We start from the raw sequence: 20,181 nt of genomic DNA on the forward strand, positions 1-20,181 counted from the left end.
CTTGCTGAGCCCGGATGAGACCGGTGCCGGCCTGCTGGACCTATCACCGGCCGAGCCCGGCGCCGGGTCCGCCCGGCCATACCCCGCATACAGGGCATGGTGCTCTACAGACGGTACTGAAGTGACTAAAGGCAATAACCATCCGTATTGTCTCGTTTACTGAAAGCACCGGACCGACCCGGTGATCACGTGTCAGAATCCCCTCTGACGTCTTCTCCCCTCCCCCTTGTCGAGGTCGCCGTGTCCTCTGCACGCGCGCTCAGTGCCGCTCTGGCCGTGACCGTCCTCACCGCGTTCACCTGGCCCGCCGACTCCGCCGACGGCTCCCCGGACCACCCGGGGCGACAGGAGCCGCAGTGGGCGCTGACCGCGCTGGACGCGCGGGAGGCCTGGCGGACCACCCGCGGCGCGGGGGTGACCGTCGCGGTGCTGGACACGGGGGTCGACGCCTCCCACCCCGACCTCGCGGGCGCGGTCGTCGAGGGCCCCGACCTGACGGGCACGGCGCGCAGGAGGTCACTGTGGGGACGCCACGGCACCGCCATGGCCAGCGTCATCGCCGGCCGCGGGCACGGCGGCGGCCGCTCCCCGGGCGTCACGGGGATCGCCCCCGCCGCGACGGTCCTGTCCGTCCGGGTCGCGCTGGAGAACCACGACCCCCGGCGCGGCCGGGGCCGCGAGCGGGGCCGGGACGCGCTGGCCCGGGGCATCCGCTACGCCGCGGACCACGGCGCCCGGGTGATCAGCATGTCCCTGGGCGGCGGCGGAGGATCATGGAAGGGGTCCGCGGCCGAGGAGAGGGCGGTGCGGTACGCCCTCGGCAGGGGCGCGGTGCTGGTGGCCTCCTCCGGCAACGACGGCGCGGGCCCGAACCGGCGGAACTTCCCCGCGGCCTACCCGGGGGTGATCGCGGTGGGCGCGGTGGACGAGAGGATGCGCGTGACGTCCTTCTCCAACCGGCAGGACTACCTGTCCGTGGTCGCGCCGGGCAGCGGGATCCTCACCGCCGACGGGCCGGACTCCTACGTGGTCGGGGACGGCACGAGCTCGGCCGCCGCGCTGGTCGCCGGGGTGGCGGCGCTGGTCAGGGCGGCCTTCCCCGAACTGGGTCCGGCCGAGGTCCGCCGGGCCGTCGAGCGCGGCACCGTCCACGCCCCGGCGGACGGGCACGACCCGGCCTACGGCCACGGCGTGGTCAACGCGGCCCGGGCGCTGGAGGAGGCGGCCGGGATCCGCCGTCGGCCGCTCCGGGCCTCCGCCCCGCGGTGGACCCCGCCCGGCCCGCTCGTCGACGCGGTGCTCTCCCGCCGGGCGGTCTGCGTCCTGCTGGTCCTGCTCGTCCTCGCACTGACGGTCCACCGGCTGACCCGGCGCCGCAGCGGCACCTCCGGCTTCCCCGGCCCCCGGTGAGCCCGCCCCGGCCCCCGGTGAGCCCGCCGTACAGCGGACACTCCCCCGACGGTCAAGATCCGAACCGTTTCCGCCCTCGACCATGGCCGGTTCGGTAACGGCTCGGCCATCATCGCCACCGCCCTTCGGAGTTCCCTCCCTGCGGCGGCGACCCGGTCCCCATACTGCTAAGCGCCAGTTCGGCGTCACATCGGCCCAGCACGATCGCATCCCACGTGCCCGGCCCGGAAAATCCTCGGGGGAAGAACAACCATGATCCGTCGCATTCTCGCGGCCACCGCCATCGCCGGCATCGCCGTCGCCGGCACGGCCACCCTGGCCTCCGCGAACGTCTTCGACAGTCCCAACCCGCTCGAGCGCATCCTGGGCGAGAACGGTCCGCTCAGCTCGCTCCTGGGCGGCCCCGACGGCCTCGGCGACCTCCTGGGCCGCGGCGAAGGGGCCCAGCACGGGGCTCCGCACGAGCAGTACCCGGGCGGCGGCCCGGACGGCGGCTACCCCGGTGACGGCCCGTACGGCGAGTACCGCGGCGACGGCCCGCAGGGCTAGTACCCGGGTGACCGCCCGCAAGGCCGGTCCGCCGGCGACATCAGGCGGGCCGTGCACCCCCGGCGGCGCCCCCGCGCCCGCCGCCGGAGGCGGCCCGCCTGCCGCGCTCCCCTGACCCTGCCGGTCGGCCCTGCGGGTCAGTAGGGCCGGGGCACCGGGTACAGCTCGGGGAAGTGGCAGGCGCTCTCGTGCGAGGCGCCGGGCCGTACCTGGAGCGGCGGCTCCTGCTGGGCGCAGACGTCCCGCGCCTTCCAGCACCGGGTGCGGAACCGGCAGCCCGACGGCGGGTCGGCCGGGGAGGGCGGGTCCCCCTGCAGGATGATCCGCTCGCGCCGCTCGCGCCCGTCCGGATCGGGGACGGGGACCGCCGACAGGAGCGCCCTGGTGTAGGGGTGCTCCGGGCGGCCGTAGATGTCGGCGTCCCGGCCGAGCTCGACCACCTTGCCGAGGTACATCACGCCGACGCGGTCGGAGATGTGCCGGACCACCGACAGGTCGTGGGCGATGAAGATGTAGGACAGCCCGAACTCCTGCTGCAACCGCCCCAGCAGGTTGACGACCTGCGCCTGGATCGACACGTCGAGCGCCGAGACCGGCTCGTCGCAGACGATGATCTCGGGCCGGAGCGCCAGTCCCCGCGCGATGCCGATGCGCTGACGCTGTCCGCCGGAGAACTGGTGCGGGTAGCGGTCGGCGTGGTCCGGGTCGAGGCCCACGATCTCCAGGAGCTCCTGCACCCTGCGCCGGCGCCTCCCCCTGGGCAGCACGTCCTGATGGATCTCGTACGGCTCGCCGACGATGTCCCCGACGGTCATCCGCGGGTTCAGCGACGTGTACGGGTCCTGCATCACCAGCTGGATGTTGCGGCGGACCTGCTTGAGCTCGGCGCCCTTCGCCCGGGTGATCTCCCGGCCGCCGACCCGCACCGAGCCCGAGGTCGGCCGCTCCAGCGCCATCAGCAGCCTGGCCAGCGTGGACTTCCCGCAGCCGGACTCGCCCACGATGCCGAGCGTCTCGCCCCGGCGCAGGTCGAAGGAGACGCCGTCCACGGCCCTGATCGCGCCGACCTGCCTCCTGGCCAGGACGCCCTGCGTCACCGGGAAGTGCTTGACCAGGTCGCGGACCTCGAGAACCGGGTCACCCGTGGCTGCCATCGAGGACCTCCCTCCAGTAGTGGCAGGCGCTGCCGCGGGTCGGGCCGATGCGGTGCAGCGGCGGCGCCTCGACGGCGCAGTCCCCCTGCCGGTAGGGGCAGCGCGGGGCGAAGGAGCAGCCCGGCGGCATGTCCAGCAGGTTCGGCGGCAGGCCCGTGATGGCGTGCAGTTCCCGCCCCTTGCGGTCGATGCGCGGGATCGAGTCCAGCAGGCCCCGGGTGTAGGGGTGGGCGGGGGCCCGGTAGGCGTCATGCACGAGGGCGTGCTCGACGATCCGCCCGCCGTACATGACGGCGATCTTGTCGGCCGCGTCGGCGACCACGCCGAGGTCGTGGGTGATCAGGATCATCCCCATGCCGCTCTCGCGCTGGATCTCCGTGAGCAGCTCCATGATCTGCGCCTGGACCGTCACGTCGAGCGCGGTGGTCGGCTCGTCGGCGATCAGCAGCTCCGGCTCCAGCGCGACCGCCATCGCGATCATGATGCGCTGGCGCATGCCGCCGGAGAACTGGTGCGGGTAGTCGTGCAGCCGGCGGGCGGCCCCGGGGATGCGGACCCGGTCCATCAGCTCGACGGCCCGGCGCTCGGCGTCGCGCCGGGAGGCGCCCTGGTGCACCCGGAACATCTCGCCGATCTGCCACCCCACGGTGAAGACCGGGTTCAGCGCGGAGAGCGCGTCCTGGAAGATCATCGCGATCCGGCGCCCCCTGACCCGCGCCCGGTTCTCCTCGCTCAGCCCGAGCAGGTCCGTGCCCCGGAAGAGGACCCGGCCCCGGGTGACGCGCGCCGGCGGGGTGTCGAGGATGCCCATGATCGCCTGGGCGGTCACGGACTTGCCCGAGCCCGACTCGCCGAGCACGGCCAGCGTCTCACCCGCCTCCAGCGTGTAGTCCACCCCGTTGACCGCCTTCACGGCGCCCTGCCGGGTGGCGAACTCCACGTGCAGGTCCTCGACCGCCAGCAGCGGCTCGTTGCGCGGCACGGCGCCGCCTCCCCAGGCGGGCAGCATCGATGGCGTACCGCCCGTGATGCCGGTCATGCTCTCCCCCTACCGCAGCTTCGGATCGAGGGCGTCGCGCACCGCGTCGCCCAGCATGATGAAGGCCAGCACCGTGACGCTCAGCAGCGCCGCCGGGAACAGCAGCGGCCCGGCGGCCTCGTGGAAGCGCGCCCGGGCGTCGGCGATCATCAGTCCCCAGGTGATGTCCGGCGACTGGACGCCGAGCCCGAGGAACGACAGGCCCGCTTCGGCGGCGATGAACACGCCGAGGTTGATGGTCGAGACCACGATCAGCGGGGCGATCGCGTTCGGCAGGATGTGCCGGAACATGAGCCGCCCCGCGGACGCGCCGAGCCCCCGGGCCGCGACCACGTAGTCCTGCCCCCTGGCCGTGATCACCGACGCCCGCATGATGCGGAACGTCATCGGCCACGCCAGTACGGCCAGCGCCAGCGTGACCGTCCACACCGTGCCGGTCCGGAAGATCGACAGGATCAGCAGCGCGCCGAGGACCGACGGGATGGCGAAGAACACCTCGGTCACCCGGGACAGCACCGCGTCGAGCCACCCGCCCCGGAACCCGGCCACCAGGCCGAGCAGGCCGCCGGCGAGCGCGGTGAGCACGGTGGTGCCCAGCCCCACCAGCACCGAGTTGCGGGCGCCGTACACAGTCCGGGCGTAGGTGTCGCAGCCCTGGTTGTCGGTGCCGAACCAGTGCGCGGCGCTCGGCCCCTGCCGGGCGTCGCCGAGCACGCAGCCCGCCGCGTCGTACGGGTCCACGGAGGTGAACAGCGAGGGCACCGCCGCCATCACCAGGACCACCGCGATCAGGACGGCCGAGACGGTGAAGAGCGGGCGGCGGCGCAGGTCGTGCCAGGCGTCGCGCCAGAGCCCGGCGGGCCTGGCCGTCCGGGCGCCCCGGCCGGAGGCCTTGGCGTGCCGGGCGCGCCGGGTCTTCGGGGGCGCGCCCTTCGGGGGTGCGGCGCTACTCATAGCGGATCCTCGGGTCGAGCACGGCGTAGAGCAGGTCGACGACCAGGTTGGCCAGCACGTAGACCAGGACCAGGAGCGTCACGATGCCCACGACGACGGGCTGCTGGCGCTCGTAGATCGAGCGGAACAGCTCCTGTCCCAGACCGGGCAGGTTGAAGATGGTCTCGGTGATCACCGCGCTCCCCATCAGGGTGCCGAGATCGGCGCCGAGATAGGTGACCACGGGGATGAGCGCGTTGCGCAGCGCGTGCCGCCCGACGATCCGGCGCCGGGGCAGCCCCTTGGCCACCGCCGTGCGGACGTAGTCAGCGCGCAGGGTCTCCGCCAGCGTGGTCCGGGTGAGCCGGGTCAGGTACGCGATCGACGTCCCGGCCAGCACGAAGCCGGGCAGCAGGTAGCTGCGCCACCCGTCGAAGGCGCCCGAGATGGGGAAGAAGTCGATCCCGGTGCTCCGCTTGAGCTCGACGCCGAGCAGGAGCTGCAGCACGAAGCCGGTGACCAGCGTCGGGACGGAGATCAGCAGCAGGGTGGCGGCCAGCACCAGCGTGTCCTGGGCCCGGCCCCGGCGCAACGCCGCGTAGAAGCCGAGGCCGACGCCGACGACGGTCTCCATGACCAGCGCGGTGAGCGCGAGGTTCAGCGAGACCTGGAACTTGCCGGCGATGATCTCCGAGACGCCGCCCCCCGCGAACGTCTCGCCGAAGTCCCCCTGCAGGAGTCCCGAGAGATAGTGCCAGTACTGGACGAGGAAGGGGTCGTCCAGGTGGTATCGCTCGGTGAGCTCGGCGACGATGTGGGGCGGCATCCGCTTGTCCCCGGCCATCGACGCGATCGGGTCGCCCGGCAGCGCGAAGACGACGGAGAAGATGAGGAACGTGGCGCCCAGCAGCACGGGGATCACCTGGAGCAGGCGCCGGATGACGTAGCGGCCCATCGGATCCGGCTAGGAGCGTGCCGGGATCGACCGGCGGGGGAGGCGCTTCACGGGTGGCCTTTCGTCAATGGGAACGGGCGGGGCCGCCCGGCGCCTCCTTGTGGGAGGACACCGGGCCGCCGCGTCGCCCGGGGCCCGTCAGGGCCCGGTGGCCCGGGTGGGGGCCGGGTTGAGTCCGTCAGGCCGGGGGCGGTCCGCTTCCGCGGGTCCTAGGCCGCTCTCTCGACCGTGGTCCACTCGACCTGGTTGATCAGGTTGATCTTGACTCCCCGGACGTGCTCGGAGAACGCGGCGTTCAACCGGTAGAAGAAGATCGGGATCATCGGCAGGTCGCGCAGGAGCAGGTCGTCGGCCTTCTGGTAGTACTTCAGGCTCTCCTCCTGGCTGGTGGCGGTGTCGCCCTTGGCCACGAGCTCGTCGAACTGGGTGTTCGAGTAGCCGGAGAAGTTCGAACCGGTCTTGATGGAGCCGGTGGCGAACATCGGGGTCAGGTAGTTCTCCGCGGACGGGTAGTCGATGCTCCAGCCCATCCGGTACATGCCGCCGTACTTCTTGGTGTCCAGCTCGTCGAGGATCTGCTGGAGCTTCTCGAACGGCCGGACCGTGACCTCGATGCCCAGGTTGGAGCGGAGGTTGTTGGCGACCGCCTCGATCCACTCCTTGTGCCCGCCGTCCATGTTGGAGGCCAGCTCCAGCTGCTTCGGCCCGCCGGCCTCGTCGTACAGCCGCTTGGCCTGGGCCGGGTCGTAGGCGCAGGCCGTGCAGGCGCCGGGGCGGTAGCCGTCCAGCAGCGGGTTGATGAAGTCGTCGGCCGGGGCGCGCGTGCCGGAGAAGACCGTCTGGGTGATGGTCTTGCGGTCGATGGCCATCGAAATGGCCTGGCGGATCTGCGGGTTCTCGTACGCCTTGTTGGCCATGAGCGGGAAGCCCACGTAGCCCACGCCGGCGTCGGCCTGGTCGATGTAGCGGTCGCCGAGCTCCTTGGCGGTCGAGATCGCCGACGGCGGCAGCTGCTCGAGGATGTCGAGCGTGCCGCCCTGCAGGTCGTTCCAGGCCGTCTCGGCACTGGTGTAGATCATGAACCGCAGCTTCTTGAACTTCGGCTTGACCTCGGGGAAGTACTCGTAGCGCGTCAGCTCGATCGTCTGGTCGGTGCCCTTGTTGTAGGGCTTGTCCATCTTGAAGTAGCCCTGGCCGATCGGCTGCCTGGCGTACGCCTCGGTGATCTTCCCGTCGTCGCCGAAGGCGGCCTTGGGCAGCGGGTAGAACACGGTGTAGCCGAGCATCGTCCTGAACTGGGAGAACGGCTGGCTGAGGGTGACCCGGAAGGTCTCGTTGTCGATGACCCGCAGACCCTTCATCTCCGTGGTCACGGGGGTCTTGCCCTCACCCGGGTTCAGGTCGTCGTAGCCCAGGATGCGGGCGAAGAAGTAGTTGCCGCCCTGCGCGTTCTCCTGGTTGGCCGCGTAGTTCCACGCGTCCACGTAGTTCTGCGCGATCAGCTTCTCACCGTTGTGCCAGGTGAACCCCGGCTCGATCTTGATCGTCCAGACCTTGTTGTCGGTCGACGAGATCGAGTCCGCGACGAAGTCGATGACCTGCTTGTTCTCGTCGTACTTCACGAGCGGGGCGAAGATCGCCCCCATGACCTCGGCGCCCTCGGCCTCGGTGCTGTCGGCGGGGTAGAACAGCTTCTGCGGCTCGCCGATCTTCATGCGTACGGGCTGGTCGGCTCCGGCGACCCCGTCCGCGGAGGTCCCGCTGCCACATGCGGCGAGCCCCAGCGCGAGCAGCACGGTACCGGCGATGATCTTCGCGCCCTTGGTGACACGCATTTGTGGTAAATCCTCCCTTTACAGGTGGGCGTCGATACTGAGCTCCGATGCCCGGGGCAGCCAGGCGGAGGATGCGCGCACCTCGGCCCCCCGCTGACCCGGCCAACGCACTGACGCCACACCAGTCGGACGCGACTATTCCGCACCGCCCCACACCGGGTCGTCTCCGTGGTGTTGCAGTTCGGTCACGCGCGCGTCGCCAGGCGTCACACAGCGACCGCTCCGCGTGACGTAGACTCCCACATGCATACAAAAGAGACATTAATGCATATGTGGCACAGGAATGGCCCCGTCAAGATACCTTCGCGACCGGGGTGCTCACGCTGGGGTCCGCGCCCGGGGGCTCCTGGGCTACCGTTGGCCTGGAGGCAGGGGCCCCACCCCCGGAAGAATCCCCCCAATCCGCAGGGAACCTCCCGGCCGGAGCCCCCGTCCAATGTGCGGCGGGCCCACCGCCGCAGGCATGTCACCTACCACCATCCAATAGAGTCCTTGCCATGAGCCAGCCGGAATCCGCCATCGCGGACGCCCAGGCGGGCGGCCCTAGTGACGGCACCCCCGCCAAGGGGCAGGAGCCGCTGGCCGAGCTCGCCGCGCGCCACGGTCTTCGGCGTGCCATCGCACGCCCGAGCCTGCCCGCCTACCTGCGACAGCTGTGGGAGCGGCGGCACTTCGTCATGACGTACGCGACCTCGCGCAACGTCTCGAAGTACAGCAACTCCGCCCTGGGCCAGCTCTGGCAGGTCCTCACCCCGCTGCTCAACGCCGCGATCTACTACCTGATGTTCGGCCTGATCCTCGGCACGAGCAAGGGCATCGAGAACTACCCCGCGTTCCTCATCACCGGGATGTTCGTCTTCACCTACACCCAGCGCGCGGTGACCGGCGGCGCCAAGTCGATCTCCGGCAACCTGTCGCTGATCCGCGCCCTGCACTTCCCCCGCGCGGCGCTCCCCCTGGCCTACACGATCCAGGAGTTCCAGCAGCTCATGATCTCCATGGGCGTGCTGGTCGTGCTGGTGCTCGTCACCGGCGAGCCGATCACCTGGCTCTGGCTGCTCGTCCCGGTCGCCCTGCTGCTGCAGACGATGTTCAACATCGGCGCCAGCCTGGTCCTCGCCCGCGTCGGCGCCACCGCCCGCGACCTGAACCAGCTCCTGCCCTTCATCATGCGCACCTGGCTCTACGCCTCCGGGGTCTTCTTCTCGATCGGCGACAAGGTCGGCAGCGCCGAGAACATCCCGGGCTGGGTCGCGGACGTCATGTACTTCAACCCGGCGGCCGCCTACATCGAGCTCATGCGCGACCTGCTCATGACGTCCCACGCACCCCGGCCGTACATCTGGTCCGTCTGCGTATTCTGGGCGTTGTTCACACTGATCGGTGGCTTCTGGTACTTCTGGCGAGCCGAGGAGAAGTACGGCCGTGGCTGAGTCGACCGAGGAGCTGTCCCGAGTGAAGGCCGAGGAACCCGGCACCCCCCGCGCGGACGTCCGGGTGCACCCCGACCCGGAGCCCCCGCAGGTGACCCGCACCCCCACCGTCGTCGTCGACGACCTGCACATCATCTACCGGGTGTACGGCGCCGCCACCGAGGCGGAGAAGGGCAACGCGGCCAACGCCCTGATGCGCCTCCTCAAGCGCCAGGGCCGCCCCCAGATGAAGGAGGTGCACGCCGTCCGCGGCGTCTCCTTCGTCGCCTACCACGGCGACGCCATCGGCATCGTCGGCCGCAACGGCTCCGGCAAGTCCACCCTGCTGCGCGCCATCGCCGGCCTGCTCCCCCCGCACTCCGGCGCGGTCTACACCGACGGCCAGCCCTCCCTGCTCGGCGTCAACGCCGCCCTGATGCGCGAGCTCACCGGCGAGCGCAACATCGTGCTCGGCTGCTACGCGATGGGGCTCAACCCCAAGCAGGTCAAGGAAAAGTACGACGACATCGTCGACTTCTCCGGCATCGGGGAGTTCGTGCAGTTCCCCATGTCGACCTACTCCTCCGGCATGGGCGCCCGGCTCCGCTTCGCCATCGCCTCCGCCAAGGCCCACGACGTGCTGCTCATCGACGAGGCCCTGGCCACCGGCGACCGCGACTTCAAGCGCAAGAGCCAGGAGCGCATCAAGAAGATGCGCGAGGAGGCCGGCACGGTCTTCCTGGTCGCGCACAACCTCGACGTGATCGAGGAGACCTGCAACCGGGTCATCTGGCTGCACAAGGGCAAGATCAAGATGGACGGCGACCCGAAGACGGTGCTCGCCGCCTACAACAAGGGCTGACGACCGGGCAGGATGAGGAGCGTCCGAAACGACGCTCCCACCGGAGGTGAACGGTGTCCTCACGGCCACCCATCCCGTACGACTTCCTGCCGCCCGTCCCCGCCCTGACCGTCGAAAGCGACGACGTCCGCGACGGCGAGACCCTGCCGGAGGCCCACGTCTTCGACGGCTGGGGCATGTCCGGCGGCAACGTCTCACCGCACCTGCGCTGGTCGGGTGCCCCGGAGGGCACCCGGAGCTACGCGGTCACCTGCTTCGACCCCGACGCCCCCACCGGCAGCGGGTTCTGGCACTGGCTCCTGTACGACATCCCCGCCGACGTCACCGAGCTGCCCCGGGGCGCGGGCACCGCCGACACCCGCTTCGGCCTGCACGGCCGCAACGACTACAGCACCAAGGAGTACGGCGGCGCCGCCCCGCCGCCCGGCCACCCGCACCGCTACCTGTTCGCCGTCCACGCCCTGGGCGTGGAGAAGCTCGGCGTGGACGCCGACGCCCCGCCGGCCGTGATCGGTTTCAACATCACCGCCAACACCCTGGCCCGCGGCCACCTCGCGCCCGTCTACGAGGTGGGCTGAGCGCGGTCGGCACCTCCGGCGGCGCCGGATACGACGAGGCCGCAGACGGACCCGTCCGGCGCCGCCGCACGGCGAGTCGTGCGGCGATCGACTGACACCGGGACCGGTGTTCGGCTATGATTCGAACGCCGGTTCGAGCAACGGATTCTACCTAGGAAGCCGTCGTGACTCCTCCATTCCCCCAAGGGAGCGGCTTCCCGCTTCCCTCCACCGAGGTGGGCGACGGCCGAGCCCTGACCGCTTCGGACAGCGGAACCGTGACAGGTGAGCGGTTCTCCTGCCGGGCGAAAAATCGAGAAGCCGCTGGAAGATGATGGAGTGGGGGCACGCGATGCGAGAGCTGTCGACCGCGATCGACCACCTGGCCGCAGAAGATCCGTCCGAGATCCCCCATCTCCAGCTCACCCAGCAGCTCATCGAGCTGCACTGGCAGATGGCCAGGCTCCAGGCCCAGATCGCCCGCCGCACATCCGTCCGGACCCCCGGCGGCTGAGCGGTTCCCGCCCCGGCCCCGCACGCGAGGAGACCGGCCGGTGCGCACCGGCCGGTCTCCTCGCGCGTGTGCCCGGACCTCCGTACGGAGCGTCCGGAAAGCGGCTACCGGGTGAGGTTCTCCGTGACGCCCCGGACCACGCCTGTCACCGAGTCGAGCGTTCCGGCGGCCGCCTCGCCGCTCTGCGCGCTGCGGTTGCCCAGCAGCGGCGAGAGCTCGTCGATGGAGGCCGAGCGGGTGACCGGCTCGACCGCGCCCACGAGCGGGCCGGCCTCGGCCGGGGCCAGGCCGCCGACGAGCGGGGCGACGGTGCCCGCCCGCTCGGCTCCCTGCGGGACCGCCTGGTTCAGGCCGTCCACCAGGCCCTCGACCCGGGGCCGCTGGTGGGTGAGACCCTCGGCGCCCTCCACGGTCCCCTGGACGTTCTCCACCGAGCGCGCCCCGGAATGGGTCAGCCCGTTCGTGGCGCCGACGAGGTGCCCGGCGCTGTCGGTGGTCCCGGCCAGCGGTCCCGCCTCACCGGTGACGCCCCGCAGCGGGGCGCCCCCCTGGGTCAGCTGCTCGGCGGGGACGCCCAGCAGCCGCTCGACGGCGGCCGAGGCCTTCCCGAACACTCCGTCGGTGACCGGCGGGGCGCCCTGCCCGCCCGCCAGGCCCTCCAGTCCCTGACCGCCTGTCAGGCCGTCCAGTCCCTGACCCCCCGCCAGGCCGTCCAGCCGACCGCCGGTGAGCCCGCCGGCGAGCCCCCGGATCGCCATGGAGACGGTCTCGGTCGCGTCCTGACCGCCGAGGGAGGGGATCGACTGCGCCTGGGCGGGCGTGCAGATCGCCGCCGCCAGCCCCAGTGCCGCAACGGCCACGGCCGTCTTGATGACTCGCTTCATGATTGCCTTCCCAGCTCGTGATCAGCCCGTTTTCCCTGACATTTCAGAGAACGCGGGCCCCAAGACTCCGTTTTCGCCGGTGGCGCGGTTTGAGAGGATTACAGGGGGTGCACCGACCGGAAGCTGTCCTGCGAATTTCTATCACCGCCGCGTCGGGCGTTCCGGCCTGTTTACGATGACCAGAGCACCTGTTGAAGCAAGGACCGGGAGGGCTCCCCACCTGCACGTGAGGGTCCGGGAGCCCGTCCCGCGAGGCCACGAAAACGGAAATGTCCCCATGAAAGAGAACGCCTTGGTTCCTGTACGCCGGAAAAATCCCGGAAGCCGGGAAGGGGCTTCCCGATCGCCGGGCGGACCGCGGGGAAAGAGACGGGAAAAGGGCTCCGGCGAACCGCGGGCCCGGGCTTTCCCGTCACCGGGGAACGGCTTGACCGGACGCGATCAGGCGGACAGCCGCGTCCCGGCCTCGGCCGGTTCGAAGGGGAAGCGGTCGGCGAAGGCCGGCCGCAGGTCGGTGAGCCACACCGCCTCGGGGTCGTACTCGGCGAAGAACGGCCTGCCCACCAGCCCGGGGTCGCGCGCCTGGATGAGGTGGAGCACGAAGACCTTCCGCCCGGCGACCTCCGCGACGCCGTCGACGCAGACCTTGCCGGGCGTGGCCGACATCGACGGCCCCCGCACGGTACGGCACAGCCCCGAAACGTCCGCGTACGCGTCCCGGAAGATCTCGTGGGCCCGCGCGAGCGGCACCGCGAAGTAGTCCTGCGGCCCGGTGTCCCGCTCGACGAACATGTAGTACGGCACCATGCCCATCACGTGCTGCCGACGCCACATCGACGACCAGACGGCCGGGTCGTCGTTGACGGTGCGGATGAGCGGCGCCTGGGTGCGGATCACCGCCCCCGTGCCGAGGATCCCCGCCACCGCCGCCTCCACCAGCGGGGAGTCCATCTCCCGGGGATGGGAGAAGTGGGCCATGAAGGCGAGGTTCTTGCCCGCGTCCACCACGGAGGCGAGCAGCTTGAGCGTGTCGTCGGCGTCCGGGTCCGAGACGAACCGCTGCGGCCAGTAGGCCAGGGACTTGGTGCCGATCCGGACGGACTCCAGCTGCTCGACCTCCAGCAGCGGCTCCACGTAGCGGCGGAGCACCGCCTCGCCCATGATCATGGGGTCGCCGCCGGTCAGCAGCACGCTGGTCACCTCGGGGTGGGCCCGCAGGTAGGCCACCAGCGCGGTCACGTCGTCGGAGGCGAACTTCAGGTCGGGCTCCCCGATGAACTGCGCCCACCGGAAGCAGTAGGTGCAGTAGGCGTGGCAGGTCTGGCCCTGCTTGGGGAAGAACAGCACCGTCTCCGGATACTTGTGCTGCATCCCGGGGACCGGCTCGGCCCCGACACGCGGGACGTTGAGGTCGAGCTGCCCGGCCGGATGCGGGTTGAGCCGCGCCCGCACCTCGTTCGCGGCCGCCTGGAGCCGCGCGTTCGGGGCGCCGTCGCGCAGCAGGCCCGCCAGCCGGGCGACGTCCGCGGCGGGCAGCATGTCGGGCTGGGGGAAGACCAGCCGGTAGATCGGGTCCTCGGGCACGGCCGACCAGTCGATCAGCTCCTCCACCACGTAGGCGTTGGTGCGGAAGGGCAGCACGGTCGCCACCGCCCGGATCCGGAGCCGCTCATCCTCGTCGAGGCCGGCCCGCCGCAGCAGGTCGTCGAGGTGTTTCGCCGTGTAGGCGCGGAACCCCCGGGTGGACGTCTCTTTCAAGATCACTAAGTGTTTCCTCTCGTTTTTTAATCTTCCTCACGTAAACCTCTTCGGACACCCGCGCGTCGAGAACGCTTACACACCGGACGCCTCCACACCCGGAATCGGTTCCATCCGATACCGAACTCACAGGCACATCCATCGCGATATATCTTGATCTCGTCTAGACTCGGCCATGACCGCTCCCGCTTCCGCGGCCCGGTCCTCCAGGTCACCGACCGGGTGACCTCCGGCAAGGTCGTCGTCTCCCGGGAGAGAACCGACTGGAACATCCCGAGCGCTCCCTGATCGCCCCCGCCTGTGTGACACCCGGCGGCGACGCCTACGATGCGGGGATCCCGCCCCGCACGAGGTGACCGCCGCCCGGCATCACGGCGCCTACGACGCGGGGCCCATCCCGTACGAGGTGACCGCTTGCCTGACACCGCCGACGTCTCCGGCGCTCCCGTCGCGCTGGACGCGATGGGCGGCGACCACGCCCCCGGCGAGATCGTCGCCGGAGCCGTGCAGGCCGTCCGGGAACACGGGGTCCCCGTCGTCCTCGTCGGCGCGCCCCGCCCGATCCACGAGGCGCTGGCCCGGCACGGCGCGACCGCCGAGATCCCGATCGTCCGCGCCGAGGAGGCACTGGCGATGGACGAGGGGGCCCTCGCCAGCCTGCGCCGCCCCCGCTCCAGCATCGCCGTCGCCTGCCACCTCGTACGGCGCGGCGACGCGTGCGCCGTCGTCTCGGCGGGCTCCACCGCCGGGGTGGTGGCCACCGGCAAGCTCCGGCTCAAGGGACAGCCCGGTGTGCTCCGCCCCGCGATCGCGGTGGCCCTGCCCACCCGCCCGCGCCCCTCCATCCTCCTGGACGCCGGAGCGAACGCCGAGGTCAAGCCCGAGATGCTGGTCCAGTTCGCGCACCTCGGCGCCGCCTACGCCGAGACCGCGCTCGGCATCACCGGGCCCCGCATCGGCCTGCTGACCATCGGCAGCGAACCCGGCAAGGGCAACAAGCTCGTCAAACGGGCGCACGAACTGCTCTCGGCCGCCTCCGGCCTGGACTTCGCCGGCAACGTCGAGGGGCACGACCTGCTCACCGGGGCCGTGGACGTCATCGTCGCCGACGGCTTCACCGGCAACGTGGCGCTCAAGACCATGGAGGGCAGCGTGCGCTACGCCTTCGCCGAGCTGCGCGAGACGATCCAGGAGAGCCGCACCGCCCGGCTGGGCGGGCTGCTGCAGCGCAGGCGCATCATGGAGCTCCGCCGCCGGCTGGACCCCGAGGCGTACGGCGGCGCCGTACTGCTCGGGCTGAACGGCACCGTGGTCATCGCGCACGGGGCCTCGCAGGCGCCGGGCGTGAGCGCCGCCTGCGAGCTGGCCGCCGCGCTGGCCCACCGCGGCGTGGTGGCCCGCATCGGCGAACGCCTCGGCCACGCACACCGGCCGCACCGCCTCTGGTGACCCGGAGCCACGGCGGCACTACCGATATCCTTGGCACATGACCGACCCGCAGCTCGTCCTCACCGAGCGCGTCCAGCAGGCGCTGGCCGCCGCCTTCGGTGCCGAGTACTCCGACGCAGACCCGCTGATCCGCCCCTCGCAGTTCGCCGACTACCAGGCGAACGTCGCGATGAGCCTGAGCAAGCGCCTGCGACGTGCCCCGCGGGAGGTCGCCCAGGAGATCGCCGATCGGCTCACCGCGAAGACCGCGTTCCCCGGCACCGTCGAGGTCAGCGGCCCCGGCTTCCTCAACATCACGCTCGACGACTCCTGGATCGCCGCGCAGGCCGCCGAGATCCTCGCCGACCCGCGCACCGGCGTCGCCGCGGCGTCCGCGCCGCAGACCGTCGTGATCGACTACTCCGCGCCCAACGCGGCCAAGGAGATGCACGTCGGCCACCTGCGCACGACCATCGTCGGCGACGCCCTGGTCCGGGTGCACGAGCACCTCGGCAACAAGGTCGTCCGGCAGAACCACCTGGGCGACTGGGGCACCCCGTTCGGCATGCTCATCGAGCACCTCCTGGACATCGGCGAGGAGGCCGCCGTCGCCCAGCTCGAAGCCGGCGAGGGCAACGAGTACTACCAGGCCGCCCGCGTGAAGTTCGACTCCGATCCGGAGTTCAACAAGCGCGCCCGCGCCCGGGTCGTGACCCTCCAGGCCGAGGAGCCGGAGACCATGCGCCTGTGGCACCTGTTCATGGACGCCACGGTCCGCTACTTCAACAAGGTCTACCACCGGCTCGGCGTCACCCTGACCGACGAGGACATCGCCGGCGAGAGCATGTACAACGCCATGCTCTCCCAGGTCTGCGACGAGCTGCAGGACCGCGGCATCGCCGTGGTCAGCGACGGCGCGCTCTGTGTCTTCCCGCCGGGCTACACCGGCCGGGAGGGCCAGCCGCTGCCGTTCATGATCCGCAAGAGCGACGGCGGGTACGGCTACGCCACCACCGACATGGCCACGATCCGCTACCGCGTCCAGGACCTCAAGGCCGACCGCATCCTCTACGTGATCGGCGCGACGCAGGCCCTGCACATGTCGATGCTGTTCGACTCGGCCCGGATCGCGGGCTGGCTGCCCGACCACGTCCGCGCCGAACACGTCCAGATCGGCAGCGTGCTCGGCAGCGACGGCAAGATGTTCAAGACCCGGAGCGGAAAGTCGATCAAGCTGCTGGAGCTGCTCGACGAGGCCGACGTCCGCGCCGCCGCCGTGATCGCGGACCGCGACTACGCCGACGCCGCCCGCGCCGAGATCGCCCACGCGGTCGGCATGGGCGCGGTCAAGTACGCCGACCTGTCGGTCAGCCACGACAGCGAGTACGTCTTCGACTTCGACCGCATGCTCGCCCTCACCGGCAACACCGGCCCCTACCTGCAGTACGCCACGGCCCGTATCCGCTCCATCTTCCGCAGGGGCGGCGCCGCCCCGGCGGAGGCCACCGGCCCGATCGTCCTCGGCCACCCGGCCGAGCGCGCCCTGGCCCTGCGACTGCTGGGGTTCGGCGCGGCCGTCGAGGAGATGGCGGAGGGCTCCGCCCCGCACAAGGTCGCCACCTTCCTCTTCGAGACCGCCAGCGCGTTCACCGCGTTCTACGAGAACTGCCCGGTCCTGAAGGAGGGCGTCGACGAGGCCACCCGCGCCTCGCGCCTCGCGCTGTGCGCCCTCACCCTCCGCGTGCTGGAGACCGGGCTCGACCTCCTCGGCGTCCCGGTGCCCGAGCGCATGTGACCCCGTCCGCCGGACGATCACCCGGATTCGTCAAATCCAGGTGATCGTCCGGCAAAGACCGGTACGGCGCGCCTCCCAACGGTGATCTCCGCAGCGGACTACGCTGGCGCGGTCAACGGTCACGACTTCGAAAGAGTTCCCCGCCCTTGAGCACGGACCTGACCGCGACCCCCCACGCCGGGGCGGAGTTGCACCGCTATGCCGACGCACTCCTGGCGAGTCTCTCCACCGACGCACTCCCGGCACCACCGCCGCGGGAGCTAACGGACGCGCCCGGCCACTGGCTGCCCCCGGCCGTCGAAGCCCTGGCGGCCCTCTCCCGGGGCGAAGACGCGCTGGGTCCCCTCGGCCGCGCCGCCCAGTGCGACGAGCGCAGGACCGCGCTCTTCCTCTGCCTCGCCCTCGCCGCCGCCGGCCAGGGAGACCGCATCCACGCCTCCTGGTTCGGCACCGCCTTCGGCGACCTCTCCATGGACCGGCCCGTCACCCCGGGCCAGCGGGCCCTCTGGCTCACCGCCGCCCGCGGCGCGTACGGCCCGGCGGGAAAGATCTTCGTGCTGCGCAAGCTCGACGCGTTCTCCCTCTCCGCCGACTCCGATCCCGCCCGCTGGCTCCGCGCCCTGGCCCCCGACGAACCCTCGATCGTGGTCCCCCCGTCGCTGGCCGACTTCCCGGAGATCGCCCAGCTTCCCGAACTGGCCCGGCCCGTACACGCTGCCATCCAGCTGGCCCGGCTCCGCAGCCGCTGCGTCGAGATCACCTCGGTCCGCGAGGAGCGAGGTGACGGCACCGGTGGTACGCCCCACCGCCCCGGAGCGGCGGGCACCGAGGACGAACCGGCGGCGGTGCTGCGCCGGCTGATCGTCTCCGACGAGACCGGCGGCCGGGCGCTGTCCCTGACCGACTACCTCCTGGCGGACCTGCGCCCCGGATCCGACCCCCGGCTCGCGGCCATCGCCCTGCACGTGGCCGCACCGGCCGTGCGGAGCGCCGCCGAGGAACTCGTCCAGGCCACCCAGGCCGCCCCGCCCTCCGCGGTCACCGTCTCCCTGCTCGGGCACGACGTAGCCCTTCGCCCGGAGGGCCCCGACCCCGCCTCGCTCGCCACCGCCGAAGAACACCTGGTGGCCGAGAGCGTCCCGCCCCGAGGACTCCCCTGGCCCGCCTACGCCCTGTTCGCTCTCGGCGCGGTGCTCGTGGCCGCGGCCTTCCTCGTCCCGGCGCCGCTCCCGGCCGCGGCGCTCGCGCTCCTGCTGTCGGCGGGGGGCGCCTACCTGCTCTGGCAGCGGCGTGCACGCGAGCAGGAGGACGCCGACTACGTCGCGGCCCAACTCGCCGAGTTACGCGAACTCGCCGACGGAGCCGTGTGGGCCCTGCACGAGTACGCCCGCGAGGCGGAGAAGCGCGCGCAGACCGCCTCCTCTGATCTGACCGAGCTGACCCGCCTGCTGCGGCGCGGTCCTCGGGCAGGCTGACCCGGGACCCGTCCGGGCAGGAGACCGGTGACGTGAGACCGCGGCGGGGGCGGAATGGGGGGTCCGCCGTCCCGAGGGGACGGCGACGGTCTCACGTCGGGGGTCAGCCGCTGGTGATCTCCATATCGGCCGGGGCCAGCAGGAAGACCTTCTCCGCGATCCGCTCGATGCGGCCCTCGCAGCCGTAGGCCAGTCCCGCCGCGAAGTCGACCATCCGCGTCGCCTCCGCAGCGGTCATCTCGTTGACATCCATGATCACGGCCTGCCGCTCACGGAAGTGCCGTCCGATGATGGGGGCATCGTTGTACTTGCGCGGCGTCAGCATCACGATCCTCGAAGGCTCGCTCACCGCACGCCAGCGCTTGGCCGCACGCTCGGAAGCCGGCCGCCAGTTCTCGTCCTCGGCCTCGATCTCTTCCTCGTACTCGTAGTCGTAGGAGTCGTCATAATGCTCTGCCCCGCCCAGGCCAAGGTATGTCGCCACCTTGCGCACTGCCCCCATTGGCACGTCCTTTCCGCAGGACTCCGCCTCGTCCGGCGTGTGTCCCTACACCTTTGACGCTAGCCGACGCCCAGAAGTTCGCCACGCGACACGCCCAGCGTGTAATTCCAATTCGTACGGTCAACGTCAAGGCCTGCCTGCCCCCCAGGCCTGCCTTCAATCCCCCGTCGATGACCCCCCTAGTATCTCGTCATGCGCATCTACACTGTCGACTCTTTTAGCGACCGGATTTTCCGTGGCAACCCGGCAGGCGTCTGCCTGCTCGACGACCCGGCGCCCGATGCGTGGATGCAGTCCGTCGCCGCCGAGATGAGGCACTCCGAGACGGCCTTCGTGCTGGCCGGAGCGAACGGCGGCCCCTACTCCCTGCGCTGGTTCACCCCGGCGGCCGAGGTCGCCCTCTGCGGGCATGCCACGCTCGCCGCCGCGCACGTGCTCTACTCCACCGGAGCCGCCTCGGAGACCCTCGAATTCTTCACGAAGAGCGGCATCCTCTCCGTGACCCGCGACGAGGACGGTCTGCTCACCATGGACTTCCCGGCGAAGGCCATCGTGGAGGCCGCTCCTCCGGAGGGCCTCGTCGAGGCGCTCGGCGTCACGCCGGTCCGGATCGGCAGGAACGAGTGGGACTACCTCGTCGAGGTCGAGGATGAGGCGGCCGTGCGCTCCGCCTCGCCGGACTTCGCCGCCCTCGCGTCCGTGGACGCCCGTGGCGTCATCGTCACCGCCGAATCCGCGGAGGAGGGCGCGGACTACGTGTCCCGCTTCTTCGCCCCCAGAGTCGGCGTCCCCGAGGATCCGGTCACCGGATCGGCGCACTGTGCCCTCGCCCCCTACTGGTCGGCCAGAATCGGCAGGGACGCTCTCGTCGGCCGGCAGCTCTCCGAACGGGGCGGCGAGATCCGTACGGTCGTGCGCGGCGATCGGGTCGAGCTGACAGGACGAGCGGTGACCGTGCTCTCCGGCGAACTCCACGCCTGAGGACACCCGGGACCGGAAGAAGGGCCGCCCCCCGAAGGACGGCCCACCCCGTCCCGGGACCACCCCAGGCCCCGGGACACCACCCCGGAAACACCCCGCGAAAACAAGAAAGGGCCGCCCCGAAGGACGGCCCTCACT

Annotated in this window: 19 protein-coding genes; 11 read left to right on the forward strand and 8 right to left on the reverse strand. The window is 71.3% G+C overall.

Annotated elements, in window-relative coordinates; translation table 11 throughout:
- Positions 1-240: 240 nt before the first annotated feature.
- Together IEZ07_RS16610 and IEZ07_RS16615 are read left to right on the forward strand one after the other, a co-directional pair.
- Positions 241-1,410 (forward strand): S8 family serine peptidase, encoded by a 1,170-nt coding sequence (locus tag IEZ07_RS16610; protein ID WP_191895574.1) that lies wholly within the window; start codon positions 241-243, stop codon positions 1,408-1,410.
- Between the two features lie 252 nt (positions 1,411-1,662).
- A complete protein-coding gene (locus IEZ07_RS16615; RefSeq protein WP_191895575.1) occupies positions 1,663-1,959 on the forward strand; it encodes a hypothetical protein in 297 nt (98 codons plus the stop codon).
- Positions 1,960-2,096: 137 nt separating this feature from the next.
- Here the strand turns inward: IEZ07_RS16615 and IEZ07_RS16620 are convergent, their stop codons facing one another.
- The 5 genes from IEZ07_RS16620 to IEZ07_RS16640 form a co-directional block, all read right to left on the reverse strand.
- Entirely contained in the window at positions 2,097-3,113 is a 1,017-nt protein-coding gene (locus IEZ07_RS16620; RefSeq protein WP_191895576.1) for an ABC transporter ATP-binding protein, read from the reverse strand.
- On the reverse strand, positions 3,097-4,152 hold the full coding sequence (locus tag IEZ07_RS16625) for an ABC transporter ATP-binding protein (RefSeq protein ID WP_444980674.1): 1,056 nt from the start codon (positions 4,150-4,152) through the stop codon (positions 3,097-3,099). Before IEZ07_RS16625 ends, IEZ07_RS16620 begins: the two co-directional genes overlap by 17 nt.
- Before the next feature lie 9 nt (positions 4,153-4,161).
- Positions 4,162-5,106: an ABC transporter permease gene (locus IEZ07_RS16630; protein ID WP_191895577.1), complete on the reverse strand. Its 945-nt coding sequence runs from the start codon at positions 5,104-5,106 to the stop codon at positions 4,162-4,164.
- Positions 5,099-6,040 (reverse strand): ABC transporter permease, encoded by a 942-nt coding sequence (locus IEZ07_RS16635; protein ID WP_068902015.1) that lies wholly within the window; start codon positions 6,038-6,040, stop codon positions 5,099-5,101. Before IEZ07_RS16635 ends, IEZ07_RS16630 begins: the two co-directional genes overlap by 8 nt.
- A 209-nt stretch (positions 6,041-6,249) precedes the next feature.
- Complete coding sequence (locus IEZ07_RS16640) at positions 6,250-7,875, reverse strand: peptide ABC transporter substrate-binding protein (protein WP_191895578.1); 1,626 nt, start codon at positions 7,873-7,875, stop codon at positions 6,250-6,252.
- 497 nt (positions 7,876-8,372) lie between these two features.
- On the opposite strand from IEZ07_RS16640, the gene IEZ07_RS16645 reads away from it, so the two are divergent.
- From IEZ07_RS16645 to IEZ07_RS16660, 4 genes are all read left to right on the forward strand, one after another.
- Positions 8,373-9,308, forward strand: coding sequence for an ABC transporter permease (locus IEZ07_RS16645; protein ID WP_191895579.1), 936 nt, complete (start codon positions 8,373-8,375; stop codon positions 9,306-9,308).
- Positions 9,301-10,149, forward strand: a complete 849-nt coding sequence (locus IEZ07_RS16650; protein WP_191895580.1) for an ABC transporter ATP-binding protein — start codon at positions 9,301-9,303, stop codon at positions 10,147-10,149. Before IEZ07_RS16645 ends, IEZ07_RS16650 begins: the two co-directional genes overlap by 8 nt.
- A gap of 53 nt (positions 10,150-10,202) precedes the next feature.
- The gene (locus IEZ07_RS16655; protein ID WP_191895581.1) at positions 10,203-10,727 is read left to right on the forward strand and encodes a YbhB/YbcL family Raf kinase inhibitor-like protein; all 525 of its coding nucleotides are present in this window, start codon (positions 10,203-10,205) and stop codon (positions 10,725-10,727) included.
- Positions 10,728-11,058: 331 nt separating this feature from the next.
- Positions 11,059-11,220: a hypothetical protein gene (locus tag IEZ07_RS16660; RefSeq protein ID WP_230883993.1), complete on the forward strand. Its 162-nt coding sequence runs from the start codon at positions 11,059-11,061 to the stop codon at positions 11,218-11,220.
- A 104-nt stretch (positions 11,221-11,324) separates the two neighbouring features.
- On the opposite strand, the gene IEZ07_RS16665 is transcribed toward IEZ07_RS16660, so the two are convergent.
- Positions 11,325-12,104, reverse strand: a complete 780-nt coding sequence (locus tag IEZ07_RS16665) for a hypothetical protein (RefSeq protein ID WP_191895582.1) — start codon at positions 12,102-12,104, stop codon at positions 11,325-11,327.
- A gap of 441 nt (positions 12,105-12,545) precedes the next feature.
- Entirely contained in the window at positions 12,546-13,868 is a 1,323-nt protein-coding gene (locus tag IEZ07_RS16670) for a KamA family radical SAM protein (RefSeq protein ID WP_191895583.1), read from the reverse strand.
- A gap of 147 nt (positions 13,869-14,015) precedes the next feature.
- Here IEZ07_RS16670 and IEZ07_RS35725 point away from each other — a divergent pair, with 147 nt between their 5' ends.
- From IEZ07_RS35725 to IEZ07_RS16685, 4 genes are all read left to right on the forward strand, one after another.
- Positions 14,016-14,150, forward strand: coding sequence for a hypothetical protein (locus IEZ07_RS35725; RefSeq protein WP_275413890.1), 135 nt, complete (start codon positions 14,016-14,018; stop codon positions 14,148-14,150).
- 174 nt (positions 14,151-14,324) lie between these two features.
- Complete coding sequence (gene plsX / locus IEZ07_RS16675; RefSeq protein WP_239321333.1) at positions 14,325-15,311, forward strand: phosphate acyltransferase PlsX; 987 nt, start codon at positions 14,325-14,327, stop codon at positions 15,309-15,311.
- Positions 15,312-15,348: 37 nt separating this feature from the next.
- Complete coding sequence (gene argS, locus IEZ07_RS16680; protein ID WP_191895585.1) at positions 15,349-17,085, forward strand: arginine--tRNA ligase; 1,737 nt, start codon at positions 15,349-15,351, stop codon at positions 17,083-17,085.
- A 146-nt stretch (positions 17,086-17,231) separates the two neighbouring features.
- Positions 17,232-18,560 carry a hypothetical protein gene (locus IEZ07_RS16685; protein ID WP_239321330.1) on the forward strand — a complete coding sequence of 443 codons (1,329 nt, stop codon included), beginning with the start codon at positions 17,232-17,234 and terminating at the stop codon, positions 18,558-18,560.
- Positions 18,561-18,663: 103 nt separating this feature from the next.
- Here IEZ07_RS16685 and IEZ07_RS16690 read toward each other — a convergent pair whose 3' ends face one another.
- A complete protein-coding gene (locus IEZ07_RS16690) occupies positions 18,664-19,044 on the reverse strand; it encodes a cell division protein SepF (protein WP_231647566.1) in 381 nt (126 codons plus the stop codon).
- A gap of 210 nt (positions 19,045-19,254) precedes the next feature.
- Between IEZ07_RS16690 and IEZ07_RS16695 the strand changes: the two genes are divergently transcribed.
- The gene (locus IEZ07_RS16695; protein WP_191895586.1) at positions 19,255-20,043 is read left to right on the forward strand and encodes a PhzF family phenazine biosynthesis protein; all 789 of its coding nucleotides are present in this window, start codon (positions 19,255-19,257) and stop codon (positions 20,041-20,043) included.
- Positions 20,044-20,181 lie beyond the last annotated feature (138 nt).

This window comes from Planomonospora parontospora, assembly GCA_014647935.1.
Classification (GTDB): Bacteria; Actinomycetota; Actinomycetes; order Streptosporangiales; family Streptosporangiaceae; genus Planomonospora; species Planomonospora parontospora.

Coding starts and splice junctions, on each gene's coding strand:
- IEZ07_RS16615 (WP_191895575.1), top strand. CDS start 1,663: ATGATCCGTCGCATTCTCGCGGCCACCGCCATCGCCGGCATCGCCGTC.
- IEZ07_RS16620 (WP_191895576.1), bottom strand. CDS start 3,113: ATGGCAGCCACGGGTGACCCGGTTCTCGAGGTCCGCGACCTGGTCAAG.
- IEZ07_RS16625 (WP_444980674.1), bottom strand. CDS start 4,152: ATGACCGGCATCACGGGCGGTACGCCATCGATGCTGCCCGCCTGGGGA.
- IEZ07_RS16630 (WP_191895577.1), bottom strand. CDS start 5,106: ATGAGTAGCGCCGCACCCCCGAAGGGCGCGCCCCCGAAGACCCGGCGC.
- IEZ07_RS16635 (WP_068902015.1), bottom strand. CDS start 6,040: ATGGGCCGCTACGTCATCCGGCGCCTGCTCCAGGTGATCCCCGTGCTG.
- IEZ07_RS16640 (WP_191895578.1), bottom strand. CDS start 7,875: ATGCGTGTCACCAAGGGCGCGAAGATCATCGCCGGTACCGTGCTGCTC.
- IEZ07_RS16645 (WP_191895579.1), top strand. CDS start 8,373: ATGAGCCAGCCGGAATCCGCCATCGCGGACGCCCAGGCGGGCGGCCCT.
- IEZ07_RS16660 (WP_230883993.1), top strand. CDS start 11,059: ATGCGAGAGCTGTCGACCGCGATCGACCACCTGGCCGCAGAAGATCCG.
- IEZ07_RS16665 (WP_191895582.1), bottom strand. CDS start 12,104: ATGAAGCGAGTCATCAAGACGGCCGTGGCCGTTGCGGCACTGGGGCTG.
- plsX (WP_239321333.1), top strand. CDS start 14,325: ATGGGCGGCGACCACGCCCCCGGCGAGATCGTCGCCGGAGCCGTGCAG.
- argS (WP_191895585.1), top strand. CDS start 15,349: ATGACCGACCCGCAGCTCGTCCTCACCGAGCGCGTCCAGCAGGCGCTG.
- IEZ07_RS16695 (WP_191895586.1), top strand. CDS start 19,255: ATGCGCATCTACACTGTCGACTCTTTTAGCGACCGGATTTTCCGTGGC.